The organism is Larkinella punicea, assembly GCF_003334855.1.
Lineage (GTDB): Bacteria > Bacteroidota > Bacteroidia > Cytophagales > Spirosomataceae > Larkinella > Larkinella punicea.
In genome coordinates, this window is the sequence record NZ_QOWE01000020.1 from 1 (window position 1) to 18,581 (window position 18,581).

Sequence of the window (18,581 nt, forward strand, 5' to 3'; positions counted from 1 at the left end):
ATGCATAAATGGATCCGGGTGGCCTTAGCCGTCTTACAATCGGGGAAGCCGTTTGATTCTCGACTAAACCTGCCAACCGAAGAAAATTTGGTTTCAAACTTGTAAAATTTGACAGTTCATAGGCACGGCATGTTTGTAGCAAATCGGATCACCCGGTTCCTGCGATTTGCTACAAACATCAGTCCGCTACGCGGCCAATAATCCCATAGTTCGCGTTAAAATGATAAATACTAAATGTAAAAATTATGGACCCACGCGGGCAACTTTTACATTTTGCATTGCTCATTTTGCATTTTAAATTCATTAAAACTCTTACCTCCGCAACAGCGGAACCCTCACCCGGAACTCCTCGCCGTCGTCTTTGATTTCCAGTGCGGGCAGGCCCAGCCGGCGGAAGCGGTCGGTGAGCGTCCCCAGTCCGATGGGAATGGCCGTTACACGAAGCGGTTTGCGCTGAATCGGATTGGAGACCAGCAACTGACCGTCTTCCAGGGTCTCAATCGTCAGCCGCAACGGTTTTTCGGGCAAAATGACGTTGTACCGAATGGCGTTTTCGACCAGCGTCTGGAGCGTCAGCGGAGGCAGCATATCGTCCAGAAACCGGTCTTCCACCCGAATGTCGTACGAAATGGCCGGGCCAAACCGCGTCTCTATCAGAAACAGATACGACCGGATAAACTCCACCTCGCTGCGGAGCGAGGTCAATTCCCGCTCGCCTTCCTGCAACAAATACCGGTAGACGCTCGCCAGTTCGTCCAGAAACGCCCCGGCCTGTTTTTTGTCTTCGGTAATGAGCGACGATAAGGAATTGAGCGAATTGAACAGAAAATGCGGGTTGACCTGGTTTTTCAGCGTGTCGTACTGGCTCTGCAAGGTCGCTTTTTTGAGTGCCTCGGCTTCCGTGATGGCTTCCCGGTTTTTCTGGAGGTAGTACATACTTTCGTAAATCGCCCCCACCAGCAGGGCAAACAGAAGTGCCATGCCGATGTGAATGAGGTAAACACGCGGAAATTCGGCCGGTGTAACCATCCCCGTCAAATCCAGGTGGCTCACCACCCAGGTCTCGATGGGTTGCACAGGAATGATCAGCAGCGAATACCCCAGAAACGTCGTCAGGATGCGCTGCCGAAACTGCGTCCGGTCGGCATAGCGCACCCGCACCTTCATCACCCACCACCGCAACAATTGCCAGGCACAGGCGGTTGAAACCAGTCCCCAGAGAAAAGCCTGGGCAAACAGACGCCAATCGTAGCCGTATTCATTCATGTAAAAGAACACGAACGGCAAAACCGCCACCGGTGTGCCGATGATTTGCAGCCATTTGTCGTTGATGGGCTCTACCCGGTTGATGGGTTGGGTCATGGTCACTTTGTTCACGGAATCGGGTGGTTCTCGTTTCGTATGGGCCGGATGCGAAGGCGTTAAACCGTTCGCTAAAAGTAGTTTACCGGCAGTCTGTTTCAAAAGATAGTCGGTTGAATCCGCATTTTTAGCCCCCAAACCGTCAGATTTCGGTATGGATTTTTTCCGTACGGTTTTATTTCATTATTTTCAGGTTAAAGTATAGTATTCCTACACAACATGAACTATTCCTATGATTACCAACCCCTTAATCAAAAGGCTGTACCGACTAACCGGACTGATCGTACTGATCGGCGCGCTGGCTTTTATGCCAAAAGCGGATCATAAAACCCTGGAAATCGGTGCTTCGGCCCCGGATTTCTCGCTGCCCGGCGTCGACGGAAAACAGTATAGCCTGAAAAGCTTTGCGGGCTCTCCCGCGCTCGTCATCGTGTTCAGTTGCAACCACTGCCCCACCGCGCAGGCCTACGAAGACCGGCTGATCCAATTGGTAAAAGACTACAAACCGAAGAAGGTAAGCTTCGTCGTGATTTCGCCCAACAGCCCGGTCACCGTGAGTCTGGCCGAACTGGGATACACCGATCTGAGCGACAGTTTTGCCGAGATGAAAATCCGGGCCAAGGAAAAAGGCTATAATTTTCCGTATCTCTACGACGGTGATACGCAAACCACGTCGGAGAAATACGGCCCGGTGGCAACACCCCACGTTTTCATTTTCGACCAAGACCGCAAGCTGCAATATGCCGGGCGGTTCGATGCGAAGGAAAGACCGGGCTCGGCCAATGCCGAAGACGCCCGGGCCGCTCTGGATGCGGTATTGGCCGGGCAAAAGGTGCCGATGGCCACCACCAAAACCTTCGGTTGTTCGGTCAAATGGATCGAAAAGAGCGATTATATCCAGAAACAGCAGGCAGAATGGGCAAAACGACCGGTTTCTCTGGCCGATGTGGACGTGGCCGGGCTGAAAAAACTGATCAAGAACGATTCCGACAAACTGCGGCTGATCAATGTCTGGGCGACCTGGTGCGGGCCGTGTGTGCAGGAATTTCCAGAGTTCATCACCATTGACCGGATGTACCGCGAGCGGGATTTCGAGTTCGTGACAGTTTCGGCCGACAAGCCCGACAAAAAAGCCAAAGCCCTCGAATTTCTGAAGAAGAAGGAAGCCTCCAACCAAAATTACCTCTTCAGTTCGGACGACAAATACGCGCTGATCGAAGCCATCGATCCCAATTGGCAGGGTGCCTTGCCCTACACGATTCTGGTGGAGCCGGGCGGCAAAATCGTCTACAGCAAACAGGGGCCGATTGATCCGCTGGAAATGAAACGGAAAATTGTGGAAAACCGGCTGATCGGGCGGTATTATTGAGAAGCGGTTTTTTAATAACAAATGTAAAATATAGGACTTATGTCTGAAAATTTGTTTGCATTTAAAACGCCCCTAAATCCCCTAAAGGGCACTGTCAAATCCGGATCACAAAGTCACCTTTAGGGGATTTAGGGGCGTTTTAAATGATGGACGCTAAAGGTAAAAGTGCGGGATTAGGAAACTCTGTTACATTCATCATTTAACATTTATTATTCCTCCAAAACGTTCTTCATTCAATTAAAAAGTATATTTGGCGATCTCAGCAGAGTCCCGATCGATTGCTAATTCGGAAATCGGCTTCTTTTTCTCCGTCTTTGACTGCACCCACCGTGAAAACCGTAAGCCTTGTAACGGGCCTGTTTTTCTGTTGCTGCCTACTGGCAAATGCCCAGCAATTTGCAGCCTCGGTGAAACACTACGGGCCGGAAAATGGCCTGTCGCACCGCGAGGTGAATGCCATTTTTCAGGATCGGCAGGGGATGATGTGGTTCGGAACCAAGTTCGGACTCAATCGCTTCGATGGCAAAACCTTTACGACGTTTACCAAAGACCGGAACGGCCTTGATTTTGATAATATCCAGTCCATTGCTCAGGATGCGGAAGGGAATTTGTGGCTGATGGGGGCTAAAAGCCAAACCAATGTTACGGTATTTAATCCGCTGACAAACCAGGCAACCTCTTTTCAGAAAAAGTTTGAAAAGCAACAATTCTCTACTTCTTTTACGGATCTTCAGGGCCTGTCAAGTAGTGATAACGGTACCATCTACTTAACGAACTACCAGCCCGCTGCGCTCCTCTCCTATCATCCAACGTCGGGCCTGCGTGTAGTTTCGCTCCCGCAATTTAAGACGCTGGGCACCTTCCGGGCAACCGCCCATCATACCGTCTGGGCCATTGCGGACGAAAACCGCGTCGTTGAACTCACCGCCGATGGCCGTATTTTACATCAGTTTTCGCACGGAAAAGACGTCGTCAGTTGGTGTTTTGGGAAGCAAAATGCCGGGATTGAATTCTTCTACACGGTTTATAATCCGGCCCAAAAACAGAATCACCGGTTTTATAGTGTCGACGAATCGGGGCATCGGCGGGAGTGGTCACCGGCCCTGCTCGAATCGATGAAACGGTATATGGGGCCAGTTTGCTATCCCTTCGACCGAACTGGTTTGGTCTGGGATGGCATCAGTTTGCGGGACTCAACCAACCATACTTTACTCACCATTGCCGGACAAACATCCGGCGAAATCATTGAAAACCGGGATTTTTATCGTGATCAGAATGGTCAATTCTGGTTAGGAACCAGCTTTGGCGTTTATCAGGTCAAGCTGACTAAAAACCCCTTTCATCGCTTCTTTTATCAGGAAAATAACAAGGCAAAACAGGTGGCGACGCGGGGCATTACCGTAGTGGGCGATCAGGTTTTCGCTAATCTGGAAAAACTTGGCCTCTTCGCGATTCCGAGACAGGGTGGCTTACCCAAAAAACTGTACGGGAATACGGTTTTCGCGTACGGTTTAACCTCCAATGAACAGGGAAAAATCTATGCCGGAAACGGCAATCAACTGGTTCAGTACATCCCCCCGTCAGACAGATACACCACCCTGCAGTTGCCCAAGTCGTTCGTGGTCTGGGCTCTTCATCCCCTTTCCCCGGAACACTGGTTGGTTGGCACTCCAAACGGGTTGCAGTGGGTGGATACCAAAAACGGTCTGTCAAAACCATTTACGGCCTATCATCAATTTCCGGAACTCGCTCAGGCTCATGTGCTCCACATTGCTCCCGACCGGCAGGGCACCATCTGGATTTGTTCCAACGCGGGTTTGTATGTCGTTGACCCAGCCAAAGGCATCACCGCCCGCTACTGGAGTGGCGGCAAAGGCGGTTTTTACCTGCCCGCCGACAATTTTCAGCATTTCTACCAGGATGCGAAAGGCATTTACTGGCTCGCGACGGCCAATTCCGGCCTCATCCGCTGGGATCGCCCAAAAAACCGCTTTCGTCAGTTCCGACGTTCGGAAGGCTTATCGAACGATAATATTTATGCGGTTTACCCGGACCGGCGGGGCAATCTGTGGATGAGCAGCGACTACGGGGTGATGCGGTTCGATCCGGCTCGGCTGACCACCCGGACGTATTTTGTGCAGGACGGCATTACGCACAACGAATTCAACCGGATTTCGCATTTTCAGGATAAAACCGGACGGATTTATTTCGGGGGCCTCAACGGTATTACCGCTTTTGATCCAAGGGATTTTGAAGCCGAAAAACCGCCCATTCCGCCACCAATGCGGATTATTTCGTTTCGTCAGTTTGATCCTTCGCTCGATAAACTGATCGACAAAACCGGGGAATTATTGAAAACCAACGAAATCGTTTTGGAACCGGGCGATCGAACGAGTGTGCTGGACTTCGCACTGCTGAATTATACCGACGCCGAAAAAAACGTCTATGCCTATCAGTTTAAGGGCCTGGATCAGGACTGGACGGTTCAAACCGAGTCGTCGCTGCGGCTGGGCAATTTGGCCTACGGCACGTATCAGTTGCTGATCAAAGGACAAGCCGCCAACGGGCAGTGGTCGGCCAATACGCTGACGATTCAGGTTGAGGTTCGACGGCCTTTTTACCTGCAGATCTGGTTTATCATCCTGACGGTTTTGCTGCTGATTGCCGGGATCTGGGGGTGGCTGCGGTGGCGCATCTGGAACCACCAGCAGGAACAGAAACGACTGCAAACCGAAATCCGACAGGCCACTGCCCAAATTCAGGACGACAAGGAAATCATTGCCCGGCAGGCCCAGGTGTTGCAACGGCTCAACGAAACCAAATCCCGGTTTTTTGCCAATATTTCGCACGAATTCCGCACCCCGCTGACGGTTATTCTGGGCATGTCGTCGGAAATGAAACGGTATGACCCCTCGAATCGGATTCGGCGGGCATCCGATCTGATCGAACGCAACGGGGGCAATCTGCTGCGGCTCATCAATCAGATTCTGGATTTGTCCAAACTCGAAGCCGGCGAAATGCAGCTTCAACCCATCCGGGCCGATCTGGTGAACTTCGCCCGCTACCTCGCCGAATCCTTTCATTCGATGGCGACCTTAAAGGGCATTCAACTCCATTTCCGGACCGATGTAGAAACCTGCGAAACGGATTTCGATCGGGATAAACTGCAGGACATCCTTTCCAATCTGTTAACGAACGCGCTAAAATTTACCCCCGCGGGGGGCGATGTGTATTTCCATCTGGCCACCCACGCCACCTGGAATCCGCCGGGCGAGGGGTTTTACAAGGACATTTCCCCCACCAAACACCTGGGTGAACCCTGGTTTTCGATCCGGGTACGCGACACCGGGCCGGGCATCGAACCCGAGAGTTTACGCCACATTTTCGACCGGTTTTTTCAGGGCACCACCCGTCCGGATTCCGAAACCGGCGGAACCGGCATCGGGCTGTCGCTGGTGCGCGAACTGGTGTTGCTGATGAACGGCGGACTGGCGGTGTGGAGTTTGCCCGGCGCGGGTGCCGAGTTTGTGGTCAGTTTCCCCCGCACCCAAAAGGCTCCGCCAACCGACGTTGCGACAACCGACTTTGTTCTTATCAGCCCGGAAAACCGGGCCGAAACCGAACCGGTGATTTCGTTAGCCGGTGACAAACCGGTGCTGCTGCTGGTGGAGGATAACAAAGATGTCGCCACCTACATCATCTCCTGCCTCCGGAACGAGTACCGGATTATCCGGGGTGAGAATGGCCAGATGGGTATCGATCTGGCATTTTCAACTATTCCGGACCTGATTTTGAGTGACGTTATGATGCCGCAGAAAGACGGTTTTCAATTGTGTGATGAATTGAAGAACGATCCGCGCACCAGTCACATTCCCATTGTGTTGCTGACCGCCAAAGCCGCAGCCAGCGACCGCATCAGCGGACTCCGGCGGGGTGCGGATGCCTACCTGACCAAACCCTTTCAGCGGGAAGAATTGCTGGTGGTGTTGGAAAACCGGCTGCAATCCCGGCGCGTCATGCAGGCTTATTACAGCCAACTGGCGCTAAAAACCGCCCCAGACGATCCGGCGGTTACCGAAGAAACCGACTCACTGGAAAGCCTTTTTTTACTGAAGCTACGGTCGGCGCTGGAAGAACAGCTAGACAATCCCGATTTTTCGATTGAGGCCATTTGCCAGCAGATGCGGATGAGTCGCTCCACGCTTCACCTCAAGCTGGTTGCCCTCACCGGTATGTCCACGACCCGGTATATTCGGGCGCTTCGGCTTGGCAAAGCCAAAGAACTGCTGGTTGCTTCGGACTTGAATATTTCGGAAGTGGCCTACGCCGTCGGTTTTGAAGACCCCAAGTATTTCAGCCGGGTATTTTCCGACGAATTCGGCATTTCGCCCGCTAACTTTCGCCTTTCGGCCCACCATTAAACAATAGTCCACCTTTTCAGACAATAGTCCACCTTCGTTTTACGACGGCTCACGTATTCTTGTATCGCTGCCCGGGACCCTACCCCTGACGCCCTTTACAACTAAAATATCGTGACCATGAAAGAGTTAGACAAGACCGCTTCGGATCGAATTCTGGACTTTGCAGCCGCCGGCATGTGGTGGCAGATTACCAAAGATACGAAAGAGACCAACGGTGCTTTTTTTGAAGCCATCAATGTGCTGGTGCCCGGTTTCGAGGGACCTCCGCAGCACATTCACCCCCAGGCCGAGGAAAGCTACCAGGTGCTGGAAGGCACGCTGGATGTGTGGATCGACGGACAATGGCGGATGGTCAAACCGGGCGAAACCGCAACCGTTCCGGCGGGTGTTCCGCACACGCTCAAAAATTCACACGCCCAGGAGGTTCGACTCATCAATATCCACAAACCCGCCCTCGGTTTCGAGCGGTTTTTCCGGCGGATGCACACCCTGATTGCTTCGGGCAAATTGACCCTACCCCCCAAGAATTTTGGCTCCCTGATCCGGATTTCGATGCTTTTCGTAGAGCATGAAAAAGAAATCAAGTCGACCAACCCGCCCCACGGACTCATGCGGTTTCTGGCGTTCGTGGGCAGTACGCTCGGCTACAAGCTACCGGACTAACCCCCGGAAAAACCGGCCACCTGTCATCGAACCAATGTTCTGACAGTATCCATTTTTCGTCCTTAATCGATCCATGTAAAATGAAGAAACGTTTTACCTCCCTATTCCCGACCGATCCGGTCGGGACATTGCGTACCCGGTTTTTTCTGCTGGGATGCCTACTCGGTTTATCCCTGGTAACCTCCGCCCAGACGACCACCCGGTTTGTGTCGACAACCGGTACCAACTCCAATCCGGCGACGGCCACCAGTTGGGCCACGGCCACCTCCAATTTACAGGGTGCCATTAACTCGCTCAGCGCGGGCGGTGAGGTCTGGGTAGCCGGGGGAACCTACAAACCCACCACCGGAACCGACCGCGAAATTTACTTCAGAATGAGGAACAACGTGGCCATTTACGGCGGTTTTGTGGGAACCGAAGCCAATCGTAGCGAGCGGCCCGCCATCGACCTGACCACCCCTTCCAGCACTACCTTGAGTGGTGACATTGGGGCCGCGCGCGACCCGAGGGACAACAGTTACCATGTCATATACAACTCAAACATCAACAGTACGGCCATTCTGGACGGGTTTGTCATTACGGGTGGGTATGCTGACAGTGATGAAACAAACGATTCGAGGGGGGGTGGAATGTATAATTCTTTTTCCAGTCCCAGCCTGAACAACTGTATCTTTATAGCGAATTCAGCCTCTGTTAGTGGCGGGGGGATGTATAATTCTCGTTCCAGTCCCAGCCTGACCAACTGTAGTATCACATCAAATATTGCTATTTCTGGTGGTGGGGTCTGTAATTCCGGCGAAGGTGCCAGCCCCAGCTTTACCAATTGTAGCTTTGTATCAAATACCGCTAGGCAATTCGGGGGAGGAATGTGCCGTGGTGAGAACGTATATCTGACCAATTGTCGTTTTATCTCCAACTCTGCCAGCTATCTTTTGGGCGGGGGAGGGGTGTATAATGAAAATGAGGCCCACTTCTTCACCAACTGTAGCTTTGCTTCAAATACATCAGCTACTGGAGGGGCTATTTCCATTAGGGGGGGCAGTTCCAGTCTCATCAATTGCATTTTCTGGGACAATGACGGAAATAATACGCTATCCAAAAGTGATGGTGGGACAATAACGGCCAGCTATTGTCTATTCGAACCGGAGGTAACGGGCTATACCAGCTCCAACAACCTCACCACCACCACCTCGCCCTTTGTCAGTTCGGATAACCTCCAACTTAACAACTGTTCCGTGGCCATCAATGCCGGTGATCCCACCAGCGCCACGGCGGTCGCCGGGCCCTACAGTGTTACGGCCCTGCCCCAGACGGATCTGGCCGGCAATGACCGCATCTACGGAAACCGGGTCGATATGGGAGCCTACGAGTTGCAGGGAGAATGGGAGGGGGTCAGCGTATCAACCCGGGCTTCTACCGCCAGGGTCTGCATCGGGCAATCGGTTAGTCTGTCAGCAACGGTAACGGGCGGCAGTAACCTGAGTTATAGCTGGGCCGCCCCGGCCGGAGCCACCCTGAGCAGTACCACGACCAACCCCGTGAGCGCTACCCTGCTCACCAGCGGCCCCAAGGCATTTACGGTGACGGTCACCAATCTTACCTCGGGCTGCACCGCCACCAGCAATGTCACTGTAACCGGCAATGCGGATCCCACGGCCACCATTACGCCATCAAGCGCGACGCTGACCTGTGCCAGTCCGACCGTGAGCCTGACCGCCAGCGGAGGAAGTTCGTATCGCTGGGACGATAACTCCACCAACGCCATCCGCAGTGTCGATGCCGCCGGACCCTATTCGGTCACCGTCACATCGGGCGGGGGTTGTTCGGCTTCCACCAGCATTACGGTTTCGGAGAATGCCTCGGCGCCCACGGCCACCATCACGCCCTCAAGTGCGACCTTGACCTGCGCCAGTCCGACCGTCAGTCTGACCGCCACCGGGGGAGTCTCTTACCGGTGGGACGACAACTCCACCAACGCCATCCGAACCGTCAGTGCCGCCGGCCCCTATTCGGTCACCGTCACGGCCGAGAATGGTTGTTCGGCGTCCACCAGTATAACGGTTTCGGGCAATTCAGCCGCGCCCATGGCCACCATCACACCATCAAGCGCGACCTTGACCTGTGCCAGTCCCACCGTCAGTTTGACCGCCAGCGGAGGAACTTCGTACCGTTGGGACGATAACTCCACCAACGCCATCCGAACCGTCAGTGCCGCAGGACCCTATTCGGTCACCGTCACATCGGGCGGGGGTTGTTCGGCTTCCACCAGCATTACGGTTTCGGAGAATGCCTCGGCGCCCACGCCCACCATTACGCCATCAAGTGCGACCTTGACCTGTGCCAGTCCGACCGTCAGTCTGACCGCCAGCGGAGGAACTTCGTACCGTTGGGACGATAACTCCACCAACGCCATCCGAACCGTCAGTGCCGCCGGACCCTATTCGGTCACCGTCACGGCCGAGAATGGCTGTTCGGCGTCCACCAGTATAACGGTTTCGGAGAATGCCTCGGCTCCCACGGCCACCATTACGCCATCAAGTGCGACCTTGACCTGTGCCAGTCCGACCGTCAGTCTGACCGCCAGCGGAGGAACTTCGTACCGTTGGGACGATAACTCTACGAATGCCATCCGAACCGTCAGTGCCGCCGGACCCTATTCGGTCACCGTCACGGCGGGCAATGGCTGTTCGGCTTCCACCAGCGTGACGGTTTCGGGCAATTCAGCCGCGCCCACGGCCACCATCACACCATCAAGTGCGACCTTGACCTGTGCCAGTCCGACCGTGAGCCTGACCGCCAGCGGAGGAACTTCGTACCGTTGGGACGATAACTCCACCAACGCCATCCGAACCGTCAGTGCCGACGGACCCTATTCGGTCACCGTCACGGCAGGTAACGGATGTTCAGCTTCCACCAACGTGACGGTTTCGGGCAATTCAGCCGCGCCCACCGCAACGATTACGCCGTCGAGTGCCACGCTGACCTGCGCCAGTCCGACCGTCAGTTTGACCGCCAGCGGAGGAACTTCGTACCGTTGGGACGATAACTCCACCAATGCCATCCGAACCGTCGGTGCCGCCGGACCCTATTCGGTCACCGTCACGGCGGGAAATGGTTGTTCGGCTTCCACCAGCGTGACGGTTTCGGGCAATTCAGCCGCGCCCACGGCCACCATCACACCATCGAGTGCGACCTTGACCTGTGCCAGTCCGACCGTCAGCCTGACCGCCAGCGGGGGCGTCTCTTACCGTTGGGACGACAACTCCACGAATGCCATCCGCAGTGTCAATGCCGCCGGGCCGTATTCGGTCACCGTCACGGCGGGAAATGGTTGTTCGGCTTCCACCAGCGTGACGGTTTCGGGCAATTCAGCCGCGCCCACGGCCACCATCACACCATCGAGTGCCACGCTGACCTGCGCCAGTCCGACCGTCAGTCTGACCGCCACCGGGGGCGCTTCCTACCGTTGGGACGATAACTCCACGAATGCCATCCGAACCGTCAGTGCCGACGGACCGTATTCGGTCACCGTCACGGCCGAGAATGGTTGTTCGGCTTCCACCAGCGTGACGGTTTCGGGCAATTCAGCCGCGCCCACGGCCACCATCACACCATCGAGTGCCACGCTGACCTGCGCCAGTCCGACCGTCAGTCTGACCGCCACCGGGGGCGTTTCCTACCGTTGGGACGATAACTCTACGAATGCCATCCGAACCGTCAGTGCCGCCGGACCCTATTCGGTCACCGTCACGGCAGGTAACGGATGTTCAGCTTCCACCAACGTGACGGTTTCGGGCAATTCAGCCGCGCCCACGGCCACCATTACGCCATCAAGTGCGACCTTGACCTGTGCCAGTCCGACCGTGAGCCTGACCGCCAGCGGAGGAACTTCGTACCGTTGGGACGATAACTCCACCAACGCCATCCGAACCGTCAGTGCCGACGGACCCTATTCGGTCACCGTCACGGCAGGTAACGGATGTTCAGCTTCCACCAACGTGACGGTTTCGGGCAATTCAGCCGCGCCCACCGCAACGATTACGCCGTCGAGTGCCACGCTGACCTGCGCCAGTCCGACCGTCAGTTTGACCGCCAGCGGGGGAAGTTCTTACCGGTGGGACGACAACTCCACCAATGCCATCCGAACCGTCGGTGCCGCCGGACCCTATTCGGTCACCGTCACGGCGGGAAATGGTTGTTCGGCTTCCACCAGCGTGACGGTTTCGGGCAATTCAGCCGCGCCCACGGCCACCATCACACCATCAAGCGCGACCTTGACCTGTGCCAGTCCGACCGTCAGCCTGACCGCCAGCGGGGGCGTCTCTTACCGTTGGGACGACAACTCCACGAATGCCATCCGCAGTGTCAATGCCGCCGGGCCGTATTCGGTCACCGTCACGGCCGAGAATGGTTGTTCGGCTTCCACCAACGTGACGGTTTCGGGCAATTCAGCCGCGCCCACCGCAACGATTACGCCGTCGAGTGCCACGCTGACCTGCGCCAGTCCGACCGTCAGTTTGACCGCCACCGGGGGCGTTTCCTACCGTTGGGACGACAACTCTACGAATGCCATCCGAACCGTCAGTGCCGACGGACCGTATTCGGTCACCGTCACGGCCGAGAATGGTTGTTCGGCTTCCACCAACGTCACGGTTTCGGGCAATTCAGCCGCGCCCACAGCCACCATCACACCCTCAAGTGCCACGCTGACCTGCGCCAGTCCGACCGTCAGCCTGACCGCCAGCGGGGGCGTTTCCTACCGTTGGGACGACAACTCTACGAATGCCATCCGAACCGTCAGTGCCGACGGACCCTATTCGGTCACCGTCACGGCAGGTAACGGATGTTCAGCTTCCACCAACGTGACGGTTTCGGGCAATTCAGCCGCGCCCACGGCCACCATTACGCCATCAAGTGCGACCTTGACCTGTGCCAGTCCGACCGTGAGCCTGACCGCCAGCGGAGGAACTTCGTACCGTTGGGACGATAACTCCACCAACGCCATCCGAACCGTCAGTGCCGCCGGACCCTATTCGGTCACCGTCACGTCGGGAAATGGTTGTTCGGCTTCTACCAGCGTGACGGTTAGTAGTAATGTACTTTCCGTCTCTACTCCCAATCTAACCAGCACGACCGTCACGCAGGGAGCGCCAACGGTCAGCTTAACCGCCAGCAATTGTGCCGGAATCCTCACCTGGAATGGCCCGGGTGGTTCGTCGGGAACCGGAACTATTTCTGTGCTGACCACGGACCCCGGCACGGTCGTCTACCAGGCGACCTGTACCGTCAACGGTTGTATCAGTGACCCCACCAGTGCTACCGTAGTGGTCAACGCGCCGACCGTCACCGGCTCCTTCGATGGGTTCATTTACGGTGCCGACTGTTCGACATTTCGGGGCTGGGTCTGGGATCGCAACAAACCCAATACCGCCGTCTCGGTCGATATCCTTGATGGAACCAACGTCATCGCCAGCTTGCCCGCCGATCAGTTCCGCCAGGATTTGCTCGATGCGGGGAAAGGCAACGGAAAACACGCCTTTTTCTGGTCGATTCCCGAAACGCTCAAAGATGGGTTGGCACACGTCCTTTCGGCCCGGGTGACGGGCAATTCGTTCGTGCTGAAAGATTCACCCAAAGCCCTCATTTGCCAGGTCAATACCAACCCCGGAGGCAACCAACCCCCGAAAGCACCGACTCCTACAGTATCGATTGTTCCGCTGGTAGCTCAGGTTGAAGTCCCATTTTCGGCTCCCCTGGTGGCTTTTACCGATCCGGAAGGAGGGACTTTAAGTTACGGACTGAGTGGCTTGCCAGCAGGCTTGAGCCTGCAAATGCCGAACCGCATTATTACAGGTACGCCAACCGAGTCGGGTATATTTTTCGTCACCTATCAGGCGACCGACCCGCTGGGAGCCAGCAACAGCGTAAGTTTCCAGTTGACAGTCAATCCGGCTGAAACCGTCGTTACGGGTAGTTTCGAAGGCTATCTGGATAAACTCGATTGTGGAGGGATTCGCGGGTGGGTCTGGGATCGCAACAAACCCAATACCCCGTTGACTGTGGAATTTTACCTCGAACCCAGTCCGGGAACCATCACACCTTTGGGCAGTACACTGGCCAATATTTACCGGGTCGACCTGAAAGATGCCGGAAAAGGCAATGGCGCGCATGCGTATAATTTCACGCCACCGGGCAGCGTCGCCAACGGTACCAAGGTGTTGGCACGGGTGCTGGGTTCTACGTTTATCTTAAAAGGGTCACCGAAGGAATACCAGTGTGCGCCCGGTTCCCGGTTGTCGGCCGAAACCACTTCCGACCTACAGGTAACGGTGTTGGGCAACCCGGTTTCCAGTCAGGTTGAAGTGGAAATCCGGGGGGCCGAAGGAAAACCGCTGCACGTGCAATTGACAGACATCAATGGCCATCTGGTCAGTGAGCAGCGGGTGCCGCAGGCGGCTGTGGTTGACCATCTCCGGCTCCCGGTTTTTCATCAGGCACCGGGAATGCTGTTGTTGCAGATTAGTACGCCAACTAAGCAGAAAATCGTAAAGATTCTGAAGGGCAAGTAAAAGAATGGAGCTGCCAATAAGCTCTTTTTTGTATCATTTTCAGCGGTGAGTTTTTGATCGGGGCGGTTTGTGGGTATATCTTTAAAACCGCTCCGATCGCAACCGCTGACAGGGTCTTCGACCGCTGTCAGGGTTACGTTAAAACCACTTCCTCTGTTGGATCGATGCGGAGCCAGAGCAGGCAACTGCACAACAACAGAAACGCAATCAGGAATAACGGCAGGTTGAAATCGCCGGTGAGGTTGACGATGTAGCCGAACAGCACCCCCAGAAAAACCGCCCCCAACTGCCCGACGGTATTCATGGCACCCGACACCATGCCCGACTGACTCCGGCCCACATCGTTGCAAACCGCAAACGAAACCGGGAGCGTCAAGTCCTTAAAACCCATACCCATCGACAGGAAAATCGCGGCCGTTTGATTGTCTTTCGTCAGCGCCGACAGCAAGATCATCACCGCCGAAAGTCCTAACCCCACGATGCCCACTACCCGCCGACCGACTTTTAACCCATAGCGTTTCGAGAGCCAGTCGCTCAAATAACCGCCCGTGAAGCAGCCGATGGCACCCAGAAAAAACGGCAGCGTGGAAAAAAGCTGCATGTGCTCTTTATCGAAATGCCGCCCTTCTTTAAGGTAGGTAGGCAGCCAGCCCGTGAAGAAATACGCACCGTACATGTAAAAATGGAACATCATCATGATGGCCCACATGTTCTGACTCCGCAATACCGCCCGCCAGGGAATGTGGTGACTGGAAACCCGGAACCGGCGGTTTTCTTCGATGTGGGCGAGTTCTTCGGCGGTGATGTTTTGTTTTTCGTTCGGAAAATCGCGAAACCAGATATACCAGCAAACCGCCCAGACCACGCCCAGCAAGCCCATCGCGTAGAACGAAGCGCGCCAGCCGAAGTGTGTGGCCACCGGCACCACGATCCAGGGCGCCAGCATCCCGCCCACGCGACCAGCAGCCCAGATATAGGCCTGCGCCCGACCGGTTTCCTGCCGCGGAAACCAGCGGGAAACCACGATGGAGGCATTGGGATAGGCCCCGGCTTCGCCCGCACCAAACAAAAACCGCACGATGACAAGATAAAGCCAGCTTGTGGCGGTGCCAGTGAGTGCCGTGAAAACCGACCACCAGCCCACTACCCGCGTGAGTACCCGCCGGGGTCCCAGCCGGTCGCCGAGAGCACCCGTTGGCAGTTCAAAGAGCGCGTAGGAAAGCGCAAAGGCACTCAGAATCCAGCCCCACTGATCGTTCCCAATCTTTAAGTCACTCTTGATGTCCGATGCCACCAGCGAGATGCAGGTTCGGTCGATGTAGGTAATGGTGGAAAGCGCGAATAAAAACGAGAGTACCCGGGAGCGGTAATTCATGGGAAGGGCCGTGGTGAAATCCGGTCTCAAAATAGTGAATTACTAGACAGGATTTTAGTGATTTCGTGGATTACACAAAATCTTCCCGCATCGGCGTAAACACATCCACCAGTACACCAGCTTCCAGCGCTACGGCACCATGAGGAATATCCGGTGGGAGGTGATAGACGTCACCGGCTTTCAGTTCGCGGGTTTCACCGGCAATCGTGATGGCAAACCGCCCGCTTTCGACGTAACTCATCTGGGTGTGGTAATGGTGGTGAATGGCGCCAACTCCGCCCGCGTCAAAGGCCACTTTCACCAGCATCAGGTTGGCATCATACGCCATGATTTTGCGCCGGACACCGGGGCCGACGGCTTCCCAGGGCAGATTTTCATCATTGATAAAAAGAGGATCGAGCATTGACATCCGCGGCTGGTTTTACGTGAGAATTTCCCGGCAAAAATACCAGAATACACCATACCAACCGCCCTGATTGGAAGAATACCCTAAACACGGGGCCGGCTGAGCCGGTTTTCGGGAAGGCCCTGACGATAGATTTTCGCTTTTCGGGCGAAAAAATCAACAATTAACCGTTTATCTTAGTTGATTAAACCGGATATACCAGCCCCTGATTGGGCTGATTTGAAATGGATAAACCACCCCAGGATTCAACTCAAGACCCACTAGTGACCGAAATTTCCCGATTGCGCGCGTTGATGGACAGCGCCCAGTCGGCTTTATTCCTGCTGCAACCGGTTCGAAACGATCAGGGCGAAATAACGGATTTCCGGTTTACCATTATCAATAAAAAACTGGCAGCCTTCGTCGATCAGGAGCCCTCCGCTCTCCTCGGCGAACTCCACAGCCGGTGGTTTCCAACCTACAAAACCAACGGCATTTTCGACCATTATTGCCGGGCTATGACCCAGAACGAACCCCTCAAACTCGAACACCACTACAACAGCGACGGCATGGACCGCTGGCTGACGGTGGTGGCCAACCGGTTCGGCGACGACCTTCGGGTTACGTTTCTGGATATCACCGAAAACAAACGCATCCAGCATCAACTGGAAGCCACTATCCACCAGATCCGGAATTCCAACGAAAATCTGGAGCAGTTTGCCTACATCGCATCCCACGATTTGCAGGAACCGCTGCGTAAACTACAGGCTTTTGGCGATGTGCTGCAAAGTCAGTTTGCGGATAGTCTGGCCGATGGCGAAGTGGACCTCGTCCGCCGGATTCAGAATTCGGCCAAACGGATGCAGGTGCTGGTGCGCGATCTGCTGACGTATTCGCGCCTGTCGACCCAGACTGAACCGTTTGAAAACATCTCGCTGGCGCGGCTGATCAAGGAAGTGCTGGGGGATCTGGAAATGTCGATTTCGGAGAAAAAAGCAATTGTTAAGGTATCTCCGTTGCCTAATTTGCTGGGCAATCCGCTGCGCTTGCGGCAGTTGTTCCAGAATCTGGTCGCCAACGCCATCAAATTTCAGAAAGCCGACCAGAAACCGGAGATTCAGATCAATGCCCGCTATCCCGAAGTTGAAGAGTTGCCGGAAGAGCTTCGGAGCCAGGCCCAGCGGCTTTTTCTGCTGGTCGAAGTGGCAGATAATGGAATCGGTTTTGACGAAAAGTACAAGTCGCGGATTTTTCAACCCTTCCAGCGTCTGGAAAGTCGGTCGGCCTACAGCGGGACGGGCATCGGGCTGGCAGTCTGTAAAAAGGTAGCCGAAATTCACGGCGGAGCCATCGACGTATCGAGCCAGGTTGGCAAGGGTGCTACCTTTAAAGTGTTTCTGCCGGTATATGGCAAAAATGGTTAAGCTACGGCCTGATGCTGCGGCTGCGTATGTCTGAAAATGTCGTGGTATGCTAAGAAGGCCTGCTGAGCCGCTTCAATAATCCGATCGTGGTCTGCCTCCTTCTGAGCGGCCAGAATTGCCCCAAACGCCTTCCATTTGTTCAGAGCTTCAACACCGTAGCCCCGGTAAAACCGGGCATTTGCGAGCAGGGGCTGCAATTCCGGGCTTTTCTGTAAATAATGCATCACCGCTTTCCCGCCCAGCATCGAGCCTTCGCCCACATAAGCCGCCCCCAGCAAGTCAACGGGCGACCAGTGCCGAAACAGATCCGGCCTGGTGTCTGGCAATGAAGCGTTCAATTCGGCCAGATCTGCTTCCAGCCAGGGCGTTTTCCGGCGGTCGTCCTGATCGTAGGACTGAAAAAAAGCGGGATTTTGATCGATGGCGGTTTCCAGCGCCTGGTGAAATGTCCAATGTGCCCGCAGCAAATGCCGGTACTGCTCCGGATTCAGCGCACCGGACCGCAAGGATTCGGCATAGAGCAAAGCTTCCGTTTGCTCGTGCAAGGCACGGGTTTCGTGTCGCAGTCGTTCCGCTACCGTCATCCGTTTACGACATTGTTATCGATCAACCAGAAGTCGCACAGCCGACGCAACAACTGCCCAATCGATTGGTAGGTGCCGGGTTTGACGACGTAGGCATTTGCGCCCAGTTGAAACGACTGGCTGATGTCCTGCGGATTGTCGGAGGTGCTGAAAACCACAATCGGCAAAAGCCGCGTTCGAGACAGCGACCGCGCTCTTTCGATGATATCAAAACCGCTGTATTCCGACAAATCCAGGTCGAGCAGCAGTAGTTTGGGTAAGGGAGCCGTTTCGGTTTCGTATTTCCCTTCGGCACTCAGGTAATCAAGCGCTTCGGAGCCCACATTGATCACTTTGTAGGAGATCGTTTTCTCCATTTTCCGGATCACCCGACCAAAAACGTCGGCATCGTCCGGATTATCTTCAACATACAATAAATCTAACATCGTC

Annotated in this window: 10 protein-coding genes; 5 read left to right on the forward strand and 5 right to left on the reverse strand. The window is 55.0% G+C overall.

Annotation, left to right across the window (positions count from 1 at the left end; translation table 11 throughout):
* Positions 1–312: 312 nt before the first annotated feature.
* Entirely contained in the window at positions 313–1,464 is a 1,152-nt protein-coding gene (locus DUE52_RS22150; RefSeq protein WP_133299911.1) for a sensor histidine kinase, read from the reverse strand.
* Between the two features lie 130 nt (positions 1,465–1,594).
* Between DUE52_RS22150 and DUE52_RS22155 the strand changes: the two genes are divergently transcribed.
* From DUE52_RS22155 to DUE52_RS22170, 4 genes are all read left to right on the forward strand, one after another.
* Positions 1,595–2,731 carry a redoxin family protein gene (locus DUE52_RS22155; protein ID WP_114408250.1) on the forward strand — a complete coding sequence of 379 codons (1,137 nt, stop codon included), beginning with the start codon at positions 1,595–1,597 and terminating at the stop codon, positions 2,729–2,731.
* Between the two features lie 329 nt (positions 2,732–3,060).
* Positions 3,061–7,152, forward strand: coding sequence for a hybrid sensor histidine kinase/response regulator transcription factor (locus DUE52_RS22160; RefSeq protein ID WP_114408348.1), 4,092 nt, complete (start codon positions 3,061–3,063; stop codon positions 7,150–7,152).
* 117 nt (positions 7,153–7,269) lie between these two features.
* The gene (locus DUE52_RS22165) at positions 7,270–7,815 is read left to right on the forward strand and encodes a cupin domain-containing protein (RefSeq protein WP_114408251.1); all 546 of its coding nucleotides are present in this window, start codon (positions 7,270–7,272) and stop codon (positions 7,813–7,815) included.
* A gap of 80 nt (positions 7,816–7,895) precedes the next feature.
* On the forward strand, positions 7,896–14,384 hold the full coding sequence (locus DUE52_RS22170; RefSeq protein ID WP_114408252.1) for a choice-of-anchor Q domain-containing protein: 6,489 nt from the start codon (positions 7,896–7,898) through the stop codon (positions 14,382–14,384).
* A 133-nt stretch (positions 14,385–14,517) separates the two neighbouring features.
* Here DUE52_RS22170 and DUE52_RS22175 read toward each other — a convergent pair whose 3' ends face one another.
* Together DUE52_RS22175 and DUE52_RS22180 are read right to left on the reverse strand one after the other, a co-directional pair.
* Positions 14,518–15,759, reverse strand: coding sequence for an MFS transporter (locus DUE52_RS22175; RefSeq protein ID WP_114408349.1), 1,242 nt, complete (start codon positions 15,757–15,759; stop codon positions 14,518–14,520).
* Positions 15,760–15,829: 70 nt separating this feature from the next.
* Positions 15,830–16,162: a cupin domain-containing protein gene (locus DUE52_RS22180; RefSeq protein WP_114408253.1), complete on the reverse strand. Its 333-nt coding sequence runs from the start codon at positions 16,160–16,162 to the stop codon at positions 15,830–15,832.
* A gap of 266 nt (positions 16,163–16,428) precedes the next feature.
* On the opposite strand from DUE52_RS22180, the gene DUE52_RS22185 reads away from it, so the two are divergent.
* Complete coding sequence (locus DUE52_RS22185) at positions 16,429–17,568, forward strand: sensor histidine kinase (protein ID WP_165840998.1); 1,140 nt, start codon at positions 16,429–16,431, stop codon at positions 17,566–17,568.
* On the opposite strand, the gene DUE52_RS22190 is transcribed toward DUE52_RS22185, so the two are convergent.
* Together DUE52_RS22190 and DUE52_RS22195 are read right to left on the reverse strand one after the other, a co-directional pair.
* Positions 17,565–18,152 (reverse strand): biliverdin-producing heme oxygenase, encoded by a 588-nt coding sequence (locus DUE52_RS22190; protein WP_114408255.1) that lies wholly within the window; start codon positions 18,150–18,152, stop codon positions 17,565–17,567. The genes DUE52_RS22185 and DUE52_RS22190 overlap by 4 nt on opposite strands.
* Positions 18,149–18,577, reverse strand: a complete 429-nt coding sequence (locus DUE52_RS22195) for a response regulator (RefSeq protein ID WP_114408256.1) — start codon at positions 18,575–18,577, stop codon at positions 18,149–18,151. Before DUE52_RS22195 ends, DUE52_RS22190 begins: the two co-directional genes overlap by 4 nt.
* Positions 18,578–18,581 lie beyond the last annotated feature (4 nt).

Excerpts from the sequence above, each read along its gene's own strand:
- DUE52_RS22155 (WP_114408250.1), top strand. The coding sequence starts at position 1,595 with ATGATTACCAACCCCTTAATCAAAAGGCTGTACCGACTAACCGGACTG.
- DUE52_RS22165 (WP_114408251.1), top strand. The coding sequence starts at position 7,270 with ATGAAAGAGTTAGACAAGACCGCTTCGGATCGAATTCTGGACTTTGCA.
- DUE52_RS22170 (WP_114408252.1), top strand. The coding sequence starts at position 7,896 with ATGAAGAAACGTTTTACCTCCCTATTCCCGACCGATCCGGTCGGGACA.
- DUE52_RS22175 (WP_114408349.1), bottom strand. The coding sequence starts at position 15,759 with ATGAATTACCGCTCCCGGGTACTCTCGTTTTTATTCGCGCTTTCCACC.
- DUE52_RS22180 (WP_114408253.1), bottom strand. The coding sequence starts at position 16,162 with ATGCTCGATCCTCTTTTTATCAATGATGAAAATCTGCCCTGGGAAGCC.
- DUE52_RS22190 (WP_114408255.1), bottom strand. The coding sequence starts at position 18,152 with ATGACGGTAGCGGAACGACTGCGACACGAAACCCGTGCCTTGCACGAG.
- DUE52_RS22195 (WP_114408256.1), bottom strand. The coding sequence starts at position 18,577 with ATGTTAGATTTATTGTATGTTGAAGATAATCCGGACGATGCCGACGTT.